The sequence below is a fragment of the Streptosporangium jomthongense genome (assembly GCF_042650425.1).
Taxonomy (GTDB): Bacteria; Actinomycetota; Actinomycetes; order Streptosporangiales; family Streptosporangiaceae; genus Streptosporangium.
Genome location: NZ_JBHSBC010000032.1, coordinates 299,765 through 316,340, shown reverse-complemented (window position 1 = coordinate 316,340; position 16,576 = coordinate 299,765). Strand labels below are relative to the sequence as shown.

Here is a 16,576-nt window from a genome sequence, read left to right as displayed (position 1 = left end):
CCGGTATGCGTACGCCGAGGGATGGATAAATCACTCCCCGTGTGATCCTGCATAGCTTTTGTATGAGTTATCTGCCACGTTACTTTCGACCGATTGAACCAGATGGCCGGTGGACGTCAAGCGAGTGCCTCCGGTGAGGGCCGATGTCCCGCCGGCGGGACATCGTGGCGGCGCGCGGACCCGCCCCGGCGGCGCGTTGACATGAACGCGCGGCATCGTGTTTCAATGGCGGGCGTGTGAGAGAAGGGGGATTCTCCGGTGTCTGGCGAGTCGCGCACCATAGTCGGCGCTTTCGCCGAACAAGTCCAGGAGAACAGCGACAGGCCCGCTGTCAAGCAGGGTGGGACCGTTCTCTCATACCGCAGATTGGATGAGATCTCCGACATTTTCGTTGATTTTCTGGAACGCTGTGATATTCGTTCCGAGCAGCGGATCGGCATCCTCATGGAACGCGGCCCCGACGTGGTCGCGGCGATCGTCGGGACGGTGAAGTCGGGCGCCGCCTACGTCCCGCTCGACACCCGCTCACCGGCCGCCCGGCTGCGGTTGATCCTCACCGAGTGCGGCATCCGCGTCGTGATCACCGACTCGGCGGAGCGCGCGGCCTTCGTCCGGGGCTTCTGCGAGCCGGGCACCCGGGTGGCCGTCGTCGGTGAGGATCTCGACCTGTCGGGACCCGGCCCGCGAACGGCTCGGAAACAGGTCGTCCCCGGGCAGCTCGCCTACGTCGTCTACACCTCGGGTTCGACGGGGACGCCGAAGGGCGTGGCGATCTGCCACCGCGACCTGGTCGCCTTCGCCGCCGACCCCTGCTGGACCGGCCTTGAGGGACGGGTCCTGCTGCACTCCCCGCTTGAGTTCGACGCCTCGGTGTTCCAGATGTGGGTCCCCCTGCTGCGCGGCGGCACGGTCGTGCTCGCCCCGCCCGGCCCCGTCGAGGCCCGCGCGCTGGCGCGGACGATCGCGGAGGAGGCCGTCACCTGCACCTTCATGACCACTTCCTTCTTCAACGTGCTCACCGAGCAACACCCGGACGCCTTCGCCGGCGGCTGCCAGGTGTGGATGGGCGGCGAGGCCGCCTCCCCGGTGGCGGTCGAGCGCACCCTGCGTGCCTCGGGGCCGGGCTCCGTCGTCAACGTCTACGGCCCGACCGAGGCCACGGTCTTCGCCACCTACCACCCGGTCGAGGAACCCGTGCCGAGCCCGGTGCCGATCGGCTCGCCCATGCGGGACGTCACCGTCCACGTCCTCGACGAGCACCTGCGCCCGGTCCCCGACGGCGCCGAGGGTGAGCTGTGCCTCGGCGGACGGGGCGTCGCCCGGGGTTACTGGGCGAGACCGGGCCTCACCGCCCAGAAGTTCGTCGCCGACCCCTTCGCGGGTGACGGCGCCCGGATGTACCGGACCGGCGACATCGTACGGCGCCGCCCCGACGGCCTGCTGGAGTTCGTCGGCAGGCACGACGGCCAGGTCAAGGTCCGTGGCTTCAGGATCGAGCTCGGCGAGATCGAGAACCAGCTCTCCCGCAGGGAGGACGTGGCCCGGGCCGCCGTCGTCGCCACCGCCGACCGGCACGGCGACACGACCCTGACCGCCTACGTCGTCCCCGCAGGGTACGCCGGAGACGCCGGGGAGACCGGGGACGCCTGGGCGGACGTCCTGCTGGACCACCTGCGCGAACGGCTGCCGCCGTACATGGTGCCCTCGGCGCTGGTCGTGCTCGGGGAGCTGCCGCTGAACAACAACGGCAAGCTCGACATACGGGCGCTGCCCGCCCCGGCGCGCGCGGCGGGTGGCGCGGAGCCCGCGTCGGAGACGGAGAAGGTGCTGTGCCACCTGTTCGCCGACGTGCTCGGCGTCGAACGGGTCGGGGTGAACGACGGCTTCTTCGACCTGGGCGGCCACTCGCTGGCGGCGACCCGGCTGGCGGCCAGGGCCGAGGCCGCCCTCGGCCTCCGGGTCGAGGCGGGGGAGGTCTTCGAGGCGCCGACGGTCGCCGAGCTGGCCGTACGCCTCCTCACCTCACCAGCCCGCGCCGCGGGTCTCTGCCTTCCGCCCGTTCCTAAGCCGCGCCCGGAGCGGATCGCGCTGTCCCACGCCCAGCGCAGGCTGTGGTTCGTCGACCAGCTCCAGGAGGAGGGCGACCCCGGCTACCACATCCCGCTGGTCTTCCGCCTGCCGTACGAGGTGGACGCCGACGCGCTGCGCCTGGCCATGGCCGACGTCGTCACCAGGCACGAGAGCCTGCGCACGGTCTTCCCCGACGACTATGACGACGACGAGGGGCCCTGGCAGCGCGTCCTGGACCCCGGGGAGCGCGACCCCGAGCTGACGGTCACCGTCTGCGCCGAGGCGGAGATGGAGGAGCTGCTCGCGGCCGAGGTCCGCAGGCCGTTCGACATCACCGAGGACCTGCCGCTGCGCGGCGCGCTGCTGCGCCCGTCCCAGGGGCGGGGGACGACACTGCTGCTGGTGCTGCACCACATCGCGGCCGACGGCTGGTCGCTGACGTCGCTCTGCCGCGACCTGTCCCTGGCCTACCGGGCCAGGCTGGCGGGTACGGTCCCGGAGTTCGTCCCGCTGCCGCTGCAGTACGCCGACTACGCCGCCTGGCACCGTGAGCTGCTCGGCGACGCCGGAGACCCGGGCAGCAGGCTGTCGTCCCAGCTCCGCTACTGGGAACGGCGGCTCGCGGGCCTGCCCGACGAGGTCTCGCCGCCGCCGGACCGGCCCCGGCCGCCGATCTCGGGCAACCGGGGGGACGCCGTCGCCTTCACCGTCCCCGCCGAGCTGCGCCGGGGGCTTGAGGACCTCGCGCGCTCCTGCCGGGCCACGCTGTTCATGACGCTGCACGCCGCGCTGGCGGACCTGCTCACCGACCTGGGCTGCGGGCACGACATCGTGGTGGGCAGCCCGACCGCGGGCCGTACGGCCGAGGCGCTCGACGAGCTGGTCGGCTTCTTCGTCAACATGGTCGCGCTGCGGACCGACACCTCGGGCGACCCGACCTTCCGTGAGCTGCTCGGCCGGGTGCGCGACGGCTGGCTGCCCGCCTCGGCCAACCAGGACGTCCCCTTCGAGCTGGTGGTCGAACGGGTCAACCCGGCACGCGGGCTGTCCCGCCACCCGGTCTTCCAGGTCACGCTCGGCCTGCTCGACGCCCCGGACCTCGCCCTCGACCTCACGCCGGAGCCCCCCGGAACTCCGGAGCCCCCCGAAACGCCGGAGACCCCCGGAACGAATCCGCAGGCCCCCGGAACGCCGGAGCGCGGTGAGTGGACGCTGGCCAGGACCGGGGCGGCCAGGTTCGACCTGACCTTCGACCTGATCGCCCGGCGGGAGGCGGACGGCACGCCCGGCGCGCTCGACGGCTACGCGGAGTTCGCCACCGACCTGTTCGACCGGGAGAGCGCGCTGCGGCTGGTCGAGGGGTTCGTCACAAGGCTGCGCCAGGCCGTCGCCGACCCGGACCACCGGAGCGGCCCTCAACGCGGGAACACAGACGCGGGCACGGACGGGAACACCGAAGGAGGCACGGACGGAAGCACGGACGGAAGCACGGACGGGCTCCGCGCGCTCGGTGGCTCCGCGCGATGACCGCGACCACCACCTCGCTCACCCGGCGGATCATGGGCCTGCCCAGGGAGGCCTGGGTCATCTGCGCGGGCATGTTCGTCAACAAGTTCGGCGCCTTCCTCAACGTCTTCCTGGTCCTGTACCTCACCCACCGGGGGTACTCCGCCTTCCTGGCCGGGCTCGCGCTCGGCGCGGTCGGCTTCGGCGGCTTCCTCGGCAACGCGGTCGGCGGAAGCATCGCGGACCTGATCGGCAGACGGTGGACGATCGTCGCCTCGATGTTCGGCACCGCGGTCTTCACCCTGCTCGTCCCGCTGGCCGACACCATCGGCGTCATCGTCGCGCTGTCGCTGGCCGTCGGATTCCTCGCGCAGCTCTACCGCCCGGCGGCGGGCGCGATCCTCGTCGACACCGTGCCCGCCCGCGACCTGATCGCCGCGGTCTCCCTGCTGCGCCTGGCCATGAACCTCGGGATGGCCGTCGGCGGCGTGGTCGGCGGCCTGCTCAGCGTGCTGTCCTACACCTACCTGTTCGTCGGCAACGCGGTGACGTGCCTGTTGTTCGGGCTGCTGGTGCTGACGCTGCTGCCGGAGACCAGGCCCGCCCCGCCCGAGCACGAGGGCGCCGGGGCACGCGGCGGCTACCGGACCGTGTTCCGCGACCGGGCGATGGTGCTGTACCTGCTGTCGATGACCGCCGCCACCTACGTCTACACGCAGACGATCGCGACACTCCCGCTGCACGTCAGGAACCAGGGGCTCGGCACAGAGTTCTACGGCCTGCTGCTCGGGGTGAACGCGCTGCTGATCGTGCTGTTCGAGCTGCCGCTCGTCCGGTTCACCGAGCGCCGCCAGCCCCGGTACGTGATCGCGGCCGGGGTGGTCCTGCTGGGCGCCGGGGTCGCGCTGACCGGGGTCGCGGACGAGCGGGCCGCGCTCGTGGCGACCGTGGCGCTGTGGACGCTCGGCGAGATGGTCTACACGCCGGTGGCCACGGCCTATCCGGGCCTGCTGGCGCCCGGCCACCTCAGGGGGCGCTACCAGGGCGCGGAGGGCGTCGCGGTGACCGTCGCCCAGACGGCGGGCCCCGCCGCGGGCGGCTTCCTGTACGGGCACACCGCCGCCGGCCACTGGGCGCTGTGCGGGGTGGTCGCCGTGCTCGGCGCGGGGTTCATGCTCGCCGCGCGACCCACCGGTACGGCCACATGACGACGGACTCTCCGCGAGGGGCGGGGAGAGAAAGCGGAGGCTGAGATGCCCGGACCGTTCGACGAGGAGACGGGGCTGTTCAAGGTCCTGGTCAACGACGAGGGCCAGTACTCACTGTGGCCCGCGGGCACCGCCGTACCCGGCGGGTGGCTGGTGCGGCTCGACGACGCGCGCCGGGACGACTGCGTCGCCTACGTGGAGGAGCACTGGACCGACATGCGGCCCCGCGGTCTGGCGGGCTCCCATGACGCGTGACACCGGCCTCGCCGACACGGTCGTCCTGGATCTCCTCGGCCTGCACGGCTCGCTCGGCTCTCCCGTCATCGAGTCGATGAACTTCCTCAACGAGGTCTCCAGCCGCTTCCCCGACGCGGTCTCCTTCGCCGCGGGACGGCCCTACGAGGGCTTCTTCGACATCGAGGAGGTCCACCGCTACCTGCGCGTCTACCGTGACCACCTGATGGAACGGCTGGGGGACGAGGTCCTGGTCAGGCGCACCATGCTCCAGTACGGCCGCACCAAGGGCGTCATCCACGACCTCGTGGCCAGGAACCTCCTGCTGGACGAGGGCATCGACGTCGACCCCGAGTCGATCGTCGTCACGGTTGGCTGCCAGGAGGCCCTCTACCTCACGGTGCGGGCGCTGCGCCGCGACGGGCGGGACGCCCTGCTGAGCGTCTTCCCGTGCTACGTCGGGGTGGCGGGCGCCGCGGCGCTGGCCGACATGCCGTTGCTGCCCGTCGCCGGCTCCCCGGAGGGGATCGACCTGGACGACCTCGTCGCGGTCGTCCATCGGGCCAGGGCCGACGGGATGCGGCCGCGCGCGCTGTACGTGGTCGCCGACTTCGCCAACCCCTCCGGCGTCAGCCTCGGCCGCGCCACCCGTGAGCGCCTGCTCGCCCTGGCAGGGGAGCTCGACCTGCTGATCCTTGAGGACAATCCGTACGGCCTCTTCCACGGCGAGGAGGAGCGGGCGCCGACGCTCAAGGCCCTCGACCCCGGCGGGCGGGTGGTCTACCTCGGTTCGTTCGCCAAGACCGGCATCCCCGGTGCCAGGGTCGGCTACGTCGTGGCCGACCAGCGCGCCGGGAACGGGCTGCTCGCCGACCAGCTGGCGAAGATCAAGAGCATGCTGACGGTCAACACCTCACCCATCGCCCAGGCCGTCATCGGCGGCAAACTGCTCGCCAACGGGTGCAGCCTGCGCGCGGCGAACGCCAGGGAGACCCGGGTCTACCAGGGCAACCTCCGGCACATGCTCGACGGGCTGCGCGAACGCTTCCCATCGGAGAGCCGCGTCAGCTGGAACACCCCGGAGGGCGGCTTCTTCGTCGTCCTCGACGTCCCGTTCCCCGCCGACGACGAACTGCTCGAACACTCGGCCCGCGAGCACCGCGTCCTGTGGACGCCCATGCACCACTTCTACGGCGACGGCCTGCCACGACCGCAGATCCGGCTGTCGTTCAGCCATCTGACGCCCGGCGAGATCACCATCGGCCTCGACCGGCTGGCGCGCTTCGTCGCCCGGCGTTGTGAGGCCCCATAGGGAGGCAAGAGATGACAGTTTTCGAGGAGCTGTCCGTCGACCACGTCGGATTCTCCGTCGCCGATCTGGCGGAGACGACCAGACTCTTCGTCGACCGCTACGGCTTCACCGTCTACGCCCGATCCGAGGAACCCCCCGAGACCGGGGGCGCCCTCACCGTCGCCCTCGGCTGCCAGGACATCAGGCTGGTGCTGACCCAGGCGGGCGACGCCGACCACCCGGCCGCCGCCTACGTGGAACGGCACGGCGACGGGGTCTCCGACATCGCCCTGCGCACCTGCGACGCCGAGGCGGCCTACACCGAGGCCGTACGGCGCGGCGCCCGGCCCGTGACACCACCGGCCGTACGGGACGGGGTGGTCACCGCCTCGATCGTCGGCTTCGCGGACGTCCTGCACACCTTCGTCCAGCGCCCGCCCACGACCGACCCGCGTGTCCTGCCCGGACTGTTCCCGGCCACCGGGGAACGGCACCCGGCGGGACACGCCGGGCTCGGCACGGTCGACCACTTCGCCGTCTGCCTGGAGGCCGGGCAGCTCGACCCCACGGTTGAGTTCTACGAGACGGCCCTCGACTTCGAGATGGTGTTCACCCAGCGCATCGTCGTCGGACGCCAGGCCATGGACTCGAAGGTGGTGCAGAGCCGTTCCGGCGCGGTGACGCTCACCCTGATCGAACCCGACGTGTCACGCGACCCCGGCCAGATCGACCAGTTCGTCAAGGACCACGGTGGGGCGGGCATCCAGCACGTCGCCTTCACCACCGGCGACATCGTCAGGGCGGTGGGCACGCTGCGGGAGAACGGCATCGAGTTCCTGGGCACCCCCGGCGCCTACTACGACCTGGTGCCGGAGCGGCTGCGGCTGGCCAGGCACTCCCTCGGCGAGCTGCGCGCGCTGAGCATCCTCGTCGACCAGGACCAGGACGGCCAGCTGCTGCAGATCTTCTCCAGGAGCGTCCACCCGCGCGGCACCCTCTTCTTCGAGGTGATCGAACGGGCCGGGGCGCGTACCTTCGGCAGCGGCAACATCAACGCCCTCTACACCGCGGTGGAGATCCAGCGCAACAGGCAGGCCCGGTGAACGCCGCGGACGCGGCGGTGTGCGTCGCGGACGTCGAACGGCTCGCCGGAGATCTCCTGCCGCCGGACATCCGGGACTTCGTCGCCGGGGGAGGCGGCGACGAGTCCGCCCAGGCGGCCAACCGCGCCTGCCTCGACCGGGTGCGCCTGGTGCCCAGGGTGCTGACCTCGGCGGACGGGGCCGACACGGCGGGACGGCTGCTGCACGGCACGGCGGCGATGCCGGTCGCCGTCGCCCCCATGGCCTACCAGCGGCTGTGCCATCCTGACGGCGAGCTCGCCATGGCCCGCGCCGCCGGGAAGGCGGGCGTCCCGTTCACGGCCGCCACGCTGAGCAGCGTCCCGATCGAGGAGATCGCGGCGGTCGCCGGGACACTGTGGTTCCAGCTCTACTGGCTGCGTGACCGGGGGCTCGTGCTCGACCTGCTGGCCAGGGCGGAACGGGCGGGCTGCACGGCGCTGGTGCTGACCGTGGACGTGCCGGTGCCCGCGCGGCGACCGCGCGACATGCGCAACGGGTTCACGCTGCCCGCCTCGGTCGTCGCCGCCAACCTCCCCGAGGGGACGGGGTCGGCCGCGCACGTCCCCATGCCGCACGAGTCGGCCGTCGCCTCCCACACCGGGATCATGTTCGAGAACACGCTCGGCTGGGACGACCTGGCCTGGCTGCGCGGGCACACCGGCCTGCCCGTCGTGCTCAAGGGAGTCCTCGACCCGGGCGACGCCGTACGGGCCGTGGAGGCCGGGGTGAGCGCCGTGGTCGTCTCCAACCACGGCGGTCGTCAGCTGGCCGGGGCCGTACCGTCCATCGTGGCGCTGCCGGGGGTCGTCGAGGCGGTCGCCGGGCGGTGCGAGGTGCTGTTCGACAGCGGGGTCAGGAGCGGCACCGACGTGCTGCGCGCGCTGGCGTACGGCGCGGCCGGCGTGCTGCTCGGCCGTCCCCTGCTGTGGGGGCTGGCGATGGACGGCGAGGCGGGGGCCGGGCTGGTGCTCGACCTGCTGCGCGCCGAGCTGCGTGAGGCCATGCTGCTGACGGGCTGCGCCGACCTCTCCGCCGCCCGGACCCTGGGCACCGTCCTGCTCTGACCGCTCACACCCCGGGCGGATCCCCGGCGAACGGTGCCATGAACGCGGGCAGCCTCGCCCAGACGTCCGGGGTGTAGAAGTGGCCACCGGGCAGCCTGTCGTGCCGGAAGGCGCTCTCGGCCAGCTCCCGCCACCTTTCGGTCGCCTCGGGCTCGATGACGTCGTCGGCGGCGCCGGTGAGCACCTGCAGGGGAACCCGGGCGCGTGTCCCGGCCCGGTGACGGAAGGAGTCGCGGACCTTGATGTCGGCGCGCATCAGCTCGACCGCCATCTCGCTCAGGTCAGGGTCGTCGAGCACGTGCGCGGGCAGCAGGCCGTTGACGCTCATCCAGTGCAGCAACTGCTCGTCGGTCTCCTCCTGGGCGGGGAACATGTCCCTGGGGCGCAGGCCGCCGCTCGGCGCGTTCGTCGAGGAGATGACGAGCGCCTCGGGGGGCCTGCCGCCGTGCCGTTCGAGCCGGGAGGCGACGTCGAAGGCCATCCAGCCGCCCATGCTGTGCCCGAACAGGACGTACGGCCGGTCGGCGGCGGCGAGCACGGCGGCGGTCGCGTCCTCGGCCAGTTCGTCCCAGTCGGTGGCGAACGCCTCGGCGAAACGGCCCTCCCTGCCGGGGTAGCAGATCGCGGCCAGGGACACATCCTGCGGCACGACGTCGGCCCACCCCAGGTAGGGGCCCGCGCCGCCGCCGCAGAAACCCAGGCAGACGAGTGCCCGCGTCGCCTCGGGCCGGTGCCGGGGGCGCACCACGATGGTGTCCACGCTTTTCCTCTCTCGTGGTCCTCAGCCGTTGCGGTGCAGCGACTCGACGTAGCCGGCCAGGTCGCGCAGGCGCGGATGCCGGTACACCTGCCGGGTCGGCACGACGACGCCGAGGTTCCTGCGTAGCCGCGCGACCACCCGGATGGCCATCAGCGAGTGGCCGCCGAGGGCGAAGAAGTCATCGTCGGGGCCGATCCCGTCCCGGCCGAGGACCTCCGCCCACACGCCCGCGATCAGCTCCTCGAACTCGCCCCGCGGCGCTTCCCCGGGTTCCGCGGCCCATACGGGCTCGGGGAGGGCGGCCACGTCGAGCTTGCCGTTCGGGGTGAGCGGGAGGCGTTCGACGAGGGCGAAGGCGGAGGGCACCATGAACTCCGGCAGCCCGGCGGCCAGGTGTTCCCGCAGCCGTTCCGGGGAGGGTTCGCGGCCTTCCACGGGCACCACGTGGGCCACCAGCCGGTCGCCGCGGAGCGTGACGACGGCGCGTGCCACGTCAGGGTGGGCACCGAGGGCGTGCTCGATCTCGCCGGGCTCGATCCGGAAGCCGCGGACCTTCACCTGGCCGTCGGCCCGCCCTGCGAACCGCAGCGTGCCGTCCTCTGCGCGGGAGGCCAGGTCGCCGGTGCGGTACATCCGGGCGCCGGGCGCGGAGAACGGGTCGGCGACGAACCGCTCCGCGGTGAGGGCGGGCCTGCCGACGTAACCGAGGGCAAGGCGGGGGCCCGCGACGTACAGCTCCCCGGTCACGCCGGGCGGCACCGGGCGCAGGGCGTCGTCGAGCACGTGGACGTGGCAGCCGGACAGCGGCCGTCCGATGTGCGGCCCGGCGCCGGTGATCCAGGCGGTGGTGACGTTGACCGTGCACTCCGTTGGGCCGTACAGGTTCAGCCCCTCCACGTGCTCCGAGCCTGCGATCTCCCGCCAGGTCCGTTCGGGTACGGCCTCGCCGCCGAGGAACAGCCGCAGCACACGTCCGTCGGGGCGGGGGGTGAGCAGTTCCTCGCGCAGGGTCTCCCAGTGTGAGGGGGTCAGGTCGAGGTCGGTCACCGCGTGCTCGTCGAGCAGGGCGCGCAGCCGGGCCGGGTCGGTGCGGTCCTGCTCGCCGAGCACGACCAGGGTGTCTCCCCGGCACACCCTGACCCACTGCTGCACGGAGGCGTCGAAGGAGACGCTGGCGTTCCAAGCGACCACCCGGGGACGGTCGGCGTAGGCGCCGAAGCGTTCGAGCGCGGTGACCATGGAGGCCACGGAGCTCCGGGACACCTCGACCCCCTTCGGCCTGCCGGTCGAGCCCGAGGTGTGGATGACGTACGCCGGGGCCGAGGCGGACGGAAGGTCCAAGGCCCCGTCGTTGCCCGAGGTCGCATCCGGGGTGAGGCAACGCGCTCCACCCGCCCACGAGGGACGTTCACCGGTGTGGAGCAGAATCCGCGTCTCCGCGTCCTCGGCCATGAACGCGAGCCGGTCGGCGGGGTAGACGGGATCGAGCGGGACGTAGGCCGCGCCCGCCCGCCACACCGCCAGCAGCGCCACGACCAGGTCGGCGCCCCTGGGCAGGCTCACCCCGACCCGGTGGCCCGGCCCGGCGCCCAGGTCGCGCAGCGCCGCCGCGAGCCGGGCCGTACGGGCGTCGAGTTCGGCGAAGTCGAGCACGGTCTCCCCGTGGCGCACCGCGGGCCGGTCGGGCGCGTGCCGGACCGTGGCGGAGAAACGGCTCAGCAGGTCCCGCTCCTGCCCGCTCACAGCTGACCGGCCGCGGGCTGGACGGTCGGCGCGCAGTCGAGGAGGTCGACGGGCTCGCCCATCGCCACCACGATCCTGCGGTCGCCGCGGAAGGGGTCCCTGCCGTGCGCCGTCAGGACGTTGTCGACGATGAGCAGGTCACCGGGGCGCCACCGTTCGCGTAAGGTCGCCGCCTCGTAGGCGGCCCGCAGGTCCTCCAGGTCGTCCCGCGTCAGGGGTTCGCCGTCGCCGAAGGCGGTGTTGAACGGCAGGCCGTCCCGCCCGAACTCCGCCACGAGGACCTCCCTGAGCTCCTCGTCCAGGGACCACTCGTTCCAGAAGGCCAGGTGGTTGAACCAGACCTCCTCCCCGCTGCGCGGGTGCCTGATGACGCCGGGGCGCAGCTGGCTGGTGCGCAGGTTCCCGTCGTCCTGCCACCGGTGGCCGATGAGGTTGTCGGCGCAGTAGCGCTCGACGTCGCCCCTGTCCTGTGCGGAGAAGGCGGTGCGCCAGTCGGTCGAGATGTGCTCGGAGTAGCCGCGTCTCAGCAGCCAGCCGGAGGCCCGGACCTTCTCGGCCAGGGGCGCGGGGACGTTCCGCAGAACCTTCCTGCAGTCGGCGACCGGCGTGGCCCCGCCCTCCTCCGGCGCGGTCAGGCAGGCGAACAGCAGCAGCCCGGGGAAGGTCAGGGTGTAGCTGTTCTCGTTGTGCATCATGATCGGCTGCGAGGGGGGAAGGTCGGTCGAGGAGAAGACCCCGCTGCCGAGGTCGCTGCGCGGCGTCGCCTTCTCCCGGTACGGCGTGTGCCTGGGGATGAGCACGTCCCGCACCCTCGCGAAGTCCTCGACGCCCTTCAGCGGCAGGCCCCGGAGGTGGACGGCACCGTGTTCGGCCAGGGCCGCGCGCAACTCGGGCAGGAGGGCGCTCAGCCGGTCACAGGTCCCGGCGATGTCGTCGGGGCCGGTGAGCCACGCGGACACCGGTTTCCCCTCGGAGACCTCCCAGTCGAGTTCGCCGGTCGTTCCTTCCGGCGTTGATCTCATTTCCGATGTCCTTTCGCGCTCGGTCGGGCCTGGAGAGACCGTGGACATGACGGGAGCGCCGGGCCGGAAAACGAGAGGGGAAGGCCGTTCGCCCCCTGTTGAGATTTACGGACGGCGTCGTCCGCCCGGATGGTCCGTTCAGCCGAGAAACGCGGCGGCCGCGGTGTCGAGTTGTTCGACGATCCAGGATTCGAGGCTGGTCTGCGACTGGCCCGCGACCTCCTGGTAACGGGCGATGCGGTCGGCGCCCAGCCTGAGTTCGAGTGAGACCCGCTTTCCTTCGGCCTCTGGTTTCTCCTGGCGGAGGGCGGCGAGGTTCCGCCTCAACCGGTTACGTGTCCATCCGTTCCGCTGCGCCTGGTCGAGCCAGTGGTCCTGCTCCTCGGGAGGCAGTGACGCCACCTCCGCGTGGTGCTGGAAGCTCAGCCCGTCGCGTCTGCGGGAGAGGTCGACCCTCCTGGAGACCCAGGCGTAGTTGCGAAGTGTCTGGTAGTCGAGGCCGATGGCCTCGATGGCTTTTCGGTATCTGTCGGTGTAGCGGGACCGGCCGTAGGCGAGCCAGTCGCCGAGACACCATGTGGAAGAGTTGGCGACCGCGGAAATCCGGAAACCGGCCTTCTCCCAGAGTTCGTAGGGCAACTCCGCTGGGATGCGAAGACCGACGGGGGTCACCTGGACGCCTCCGTAGGCGTCGTCGGAACCCCTGTGATGATTCTTTTCTCCGATGGAATTCCTTTTCGGTTGGATCCGGGTCGCGCCTTTCGTTGCACCTGGGCGCCCAGCCAACACGTCCTCCCTGATATGAACAGGCGGAACAATATTTTAACTAATACCAGATTGCCACTCATGTTGTAAAGCTCGGTCAATATCACCGTGAACCGTGTTTTTGAGTGCGCATGCAATGTGGGTTGTGGGACGGTCTTATTGGCTGCCGACCCAACAGGTAAGCAATCTGGATAATGCTGGATAAGGGCGGAAAAACATTCCGCCCGGCCGTGTGGCCGGGCGGAACGTGTCAGCGAAGGTGCGGTTCCCGGATCACCGGGAGATCACCGGAGAGATGACCGCGGGTTGTCGGCGGCCATCCGGTAGGACTTCCCGCCGAAGGTCACGACGAAGTTGGACGGCGTCGCGATGGGCAGGTCGTATCTGAGCTGGACCTCCTTCGACTGCCCCGGGGCGATGCTCTCCCAGGTCGGAACGGTCAGCCGTATCCGATGGAAGTCGCCCTTGAGGCCGCCGACGTTCGGCCCGGTGTGCCCGGTCGAGACCACCGAGAGCGTCCAGCCCGTCTGCTGGGTCATGGTCGCCGGGGCGGAGGTGCCGTAGTCGAACTCGATCGTGGCGCCGCCGGGGATCGTGGTCGTCGAGTTGTTGGTGAACTTGAACTTGGGGGAGATCGGGTAGTTGGCGTCGCCGACCGCGAAGCCGTACAGCTCGGCCTGGACGTTGAGGGTCTCGGTCGGCATCGTCCTGGTGCCGGCCTTCAGGTTCCCGTACGGCGCGGCCGTCTTGAAGGTGTTGTAGATCTTGGTGGTGAGGGTGTCGCCGATGAAGTACTCGCCCTTGCCGCCGTCGCGCTCGGGGTAGTACTTGTAGTCGCCGGCCAGCTCCCAGATCATGATGCCGCCCATGCCCTTGTCGGCCACGTAGTCGGCCTTGGCCTGGATGGACTGGTCGTCCTCGGTGGACAGGTAGACCTTCTTGTCGTTGTTCCACAGCCAGGGGGCGACCATGGAGGAGGAGTACTTGCGGACGTAGGTGCCCGAGATGCGGTCGGTCGGGTCGGTGTCCGGGGTGAGGCCGTACTGGGTGATGTAGCTGCCCTGCTTGCCCTCCTGCAGGTTCTTGAAGTGCCAGACCGGGTTGACGCCGGCCGGGACTTCCTTGCCCGCCTTGTCCAGGTCGTGCCAGAGGTTGTCGATGCCGATGGCGCCGTCACCACACGGCACCTTGGAACCGATCTTGCCGCCGGTGCCCTCGGGGCAGTTGTTCTGGTCCGGCAGGTCGGAGGTGCCCCAGAGGCCGTCCGTGCCTCCGGTGACGCGCTGCCATCCCCGGCTGTAGTAGCCGACGCCCAGGTTGATCCGACCCGCCTGCATCGCGCCTCGCAGGTGGTGGAAGGCCCAGTCGCCGTTCATGTAGCCGATGCCGCTGTAGGTGCCGTAGACGTTCCAGTACTTCATCTCGGCGTCGCTGCCGTCGTCGTAGAGGGCCTGCAGCGGGCCGACGAAGTGGTTCCACGCCCCGTGCAGGTCGTAGGTCATCATGTTGGCGTAGTCGAGGTACGGGGTGACCTGGTAGGTCTCGCTGCCGCGCAGGATCCAGCCGGAGGCGGTGGTCGCCGCGGTGAGCAGGTAGTACTTGCCGTCGGCCGCGGCGGCGGCGTCCAGCTTCTGCCGCAGGGTCTTCATCAGGTTGACGTAGCCCGCCATCAGCGTCGCCCGGCGCGGGTTGGAGAAGCTGAAGTCGTCGGGGTTACCGGCGTTGGGGGCGGAGGTCGCGTACTCGTAGTCGATGTCCACACCGTCGAAGCCGTAGTCCTTCATGAACTTCACGGCCGAGTCGGCGAAGGTGTTGATGCTCGACTGCGAGCTGGCCATCGTGTAGAAGCCGCCGGAGGCCTGCCGGACGCCGTTGTCGTCGATGTAGCCACCGGTCTCGGCCCAGCCGCCGATCGACAGGATCGTCTTGACGTTGGGGTGCTGCTTCTTGAACTTGTTGAGCTGGTTGAAGTGGCCCTTGTAGGAGTAGGCCGGGTCCATCTCGGCCCCGGCGACGCCCGGCCACTCCATGCCGATGGAGGGGTTGTTCGCGCTGGGGGAGCCCACGGAGACCTTGCCCTGCCCGTCGATGTGGGCGAAGGCGTAGTTGATGTGGGTGATCTTGTCCCAGGGGATGTCCTTGGCGAGGTAGGACGGGGAACCGTCCTTGCCGGTGCGCCAGCTGGTGAAGTAGCCCACCACGCGGCGCGGGTGGTCGGCGCCCATCTTCTCGCGCCCGTTGTTGTCGTAGACCGTGCAGTACGGCACGCCGGTCACGCCGGGAGACTGGTAGAGGCCGTCGGGACGGCAGGCCGACTGGTCGGTGGGCAGCTTGTCGGTGCGGCCGGTGACCGTTCCGGAGAAGTCGGACTGGTTGCCGACGGCGTCCTTCGCCCGGACCTTGAAGGTGTACTCGGTGTCCTCGGTCAGGCCGCTGACGGTCGCGGTCGTACCCGGCGGGGTCCCGGTCACGACGGTCGCGGAGGAGTTGCCGTTGTAGACCTCGTAGGAGACGACGCCCTTGTTGTCGGTCGAGGCGCCCCACTGCAGGGTGATGCTGGTGTTCGTCTTGCCGGTCACGGTCGGCGTGCCGGGGGTGGTCGGCGCCTCGGTGTCCGGCTTGTCGGTGCGGGCGGTGACGGTCCCGGAGAAGCCGGACTGGTTGCCCGCTCCGTCCTTGGCGCGGACCTTGAAGGTGTACTCGGTGTCGGCGCTCAGCCCGTTGATCGTGGTGGTCGTGTTCGGCGGCGTCCCCGTCACAGTGGAAGCCGACGAGTCACCGTTGTAGACCTCGTAGGCGGTGACGCCCCTGTTGTCGGTCGAGGCACCCCACTGCAGGGTGATGCTGGTGGTCGTCCTGCCGCTCACGGTCGGCGTGCCGGGGGTGGTCGGCGCCTCGGTGTCGGGGGTGTCGTCCTTGAGGGTGCGGACGGTGGTCGAGGGGGAGGAGGCCGACTCCTGGCCCGCGGTGTCCTTCGCCTTGACGGAGAAGGTGTACTCGGTGTCGGGCGTGAGGCCGTTCACCGTCGCGGAGGTGGTCGCCACCGAGGTGACCTTGGAGGTGCCCTGGTAGACGTCGTAGCCCGCGACGCCCTTGTCGTCGGTCGAGGCGGCCCAGGTCAGGGCGACGCTGTTGGTCGTCGGCGTCGCGACGGGCTTGCCCGGCGCGGTCGGCGGGGTGTCCGGCGGCGGGCCGCCCTCACACGGGTTGCCGTTGATCTTGCAGTTGGCCGGCGGGGTGGTCGGCCCCATGCCGACGAAGCCGAAGCTGTTGCCGCCCGTGCTTCCGCCCGCGGGAACGTTGGCGTTGCCGCTGCCGGGCTTGACGGTCACGTGGCTGCCGCTGATGGTCGGCGTGCCGTTCCACCAGTTGCCGATGGACTGGCCGGAGTTGAGGTCGAATTCGAGGGTCCAGGTGGTCGCCGCCGAGTCGCCGGCGTTCTTCACCTCGTACGTTCCTTGCCACCAGGTACCGCGGTCGGAGGCGGAGAACTTGGCGGTCAGCGATGCCGCGGCGTGCGCGGCGGGCGCACCGACCGCGGCCATTCCCGCCGTTGCGGCCGCGTACATGACCGCAACGGCGACTGCTCTCCATGAACGGAGACGGGACATCGTGCTTCCTCTCTGGCGAAGCAGCTAAAAAGGTGTCCCCCGAGATAGTTCGCGCGCGTGTGACCTTCCCGGCGGGCGGGTGAATCCGCTCGTCAGGGAAGCAACAAACAAGAAACCTTCTTATTTAATTCGGGAAGCTACTCGCGCTGACATACACCGTCAACCCTCGGTTTTTCTA

The 16,576-nt window shown here is 70.6% G+C and carries 11 protein-coding genes; 6 read left to right on the top strand and 5 right to left on the bottom strand.

The window, feature by feature from the left end; translation table 11 throughout:
- Window positions 1-258 precede the first annotated feature (258 nt).
- The 6 genes from ACFOYY_RS27020 to ACFOYY_RS26995 are packed head-to-tail and all read left to right on the top strand — an operon-like array spanning window position 259 to window position 8,497.
- Window positions 259-3,597: an amino acid adenylation domain-containing protein gene (locus tag ACFOYY_RS27020; RefSeq protein WP_386193177.1), complete on the top strand. Its 3,339-nt coding sequence runs from the start codon at window positions 259-261 to the stop codon at window positions 3,595-3,597.
- Entirely contained in the window at window positions 3,594-4,784 is a 1,191-nt protein-coding gene (locus tag ACFOYY_RS27015; RefSeq protein ID WP_386193174.1) for an MDR family MFS transporter, read from the top strand. Before ACFOYY_RS27020 ends, ACFOYY_RS27015 begins: the two co-directional genes overlap by 4 nt.
- Before the next feature lie 45 nt (window positions 4,785-4,829).
- Window positions 4,830-5,039 carry an MbtH family protein gene (locus ACFOYY_RS27010; protein ID WP_352009753.1) on the top strand — a complete coding sequence of 70 codons (210 nt, stop codon included), beginning with the start codon at window positions 4,830-4,832 and terminating at the stop codon, window positions 5,037-5,039.
- Window positions 5,029-6,330, top strand: a complete 1,302-nt coding sequence (locus tag ACFOYY_RS27005) for an aminotransferase-like domain-containing protein (protein WP_386193170.1) — start codon at window positions 5,029-5,031, stop codon at window positions 6,328-6,330. The genes ACFOYY_RS27010 and ACFOYY_RS27005 overlap by 11 nt, the downstream gene beginning before the upstream one ends.
- 11 nt (window positions 6,331-6,341) lie before the next feature.
- Window positions 6,342-7,412, top strand: coding sequence for a 4-hydroxyphenylpyruvate dioxygenase (gene hppD, locus ACFOYY_RS27000; RefSeq protein WP_352009751.1), 1,071 nt, complete (start codon window positions 6,342-6,344; stop codon window positions 7,410-7,412).
- Window positions 7,409-8,497 carry an alpha-hydroxy acid oxidase gene (locus ACFOYY_RS26995; protein ID WP_386193166.1) on the top strand — a complete coding sequence of 363 codons (1,089 nt, stop codon included), beginning with the start codon at window positions 7,409-7,411 and terminating at the stop codon, window positions 8,495-8,497. The genes hppD and ACFOYY_RS26995 overlap by 4 nt, the downstream gene beginning before the upstream one ends.
- Before the next feature lie 4 nt (window positions 8,498-8,501).
- On the opposite strand, the gene ACFOYY_RS26990 is transcribed toward ACFOYY_RS26995, so the two are convergent.
- The 5 genes from ACFOYY_RS26990 to ACFOYY_RS26970 all read right to left on the bottom strand — a co-directional run bounded on the left by ACFOYY_RS26990 (window position 8,502) and on the right by ACFOYY_RS26970 (window position 16,356).
- Window positions 8,502-9,257: a thioesterase II family protein gene (locus tag ACFOYY_RS26990; protein WP_386193163.1), complete on the bottom strand. Its 756-nt coding sequence runs from the start codon at window positions 9,255-9,257 to the stop codon at window positions 8,502-8,504.
- Window positions 9,258-9,278: 21 nt separating this feature from the next.
- Window positions 9,279-11,000 carry a non-ribosomal peptide synthetase gene (locus ACFOYY_RS26985; RefSeq protein ID WP_386193161.1) on the bottom strand — a complete coding sequence of 574 codons (1,722 nt, stop codon included), beginning with the start codon at window positions 10,998-11,000 and terminating at the stop codon, window positions 9,279-9,281.
- A complete protein-coding gene (locus ACFOYY_RS26980) occupies window positions 10,997-12,022 on the bottom strand; it encodes a TauD/TfdA family dioxygenase (protein ID WP_386193159.1) in 1,026 nt (341 codons plus the stop codon). The genes ACFOYY_RS26985 and ACFOYY_RS26980 overlap by 4 nt, the downstream gene beginning before the upstream one ends.
- Window positions 12,023-12,160: 138 nt before the next feature.
- Window positions 12,161-12,694 (bottom strand): LmbU family transcriptional regulator, encoded by a 534-nt coding sequence (locus ACFOYY_RS26975; protein ID WP_352009746.1) that lies wholly within the window; start codon window positions 12,692-12,694, stop codon window positions 12,161-12,163.
- Window positions 12,695-13,071: 377 nt separating this feature from the next.
- Entirely contained in the window at window positions 13,072-16,356 is a 3,285-nt protein-coding gene (locus ACFOYY_RS26970) for a chitinase C-terminal domain-containing protein (RefSeq protein WP_386193154.1), read from the bottom strand.
- Between the last annotated feature and the right edge of the window lie 220 nt (window positions 16,357-16,576).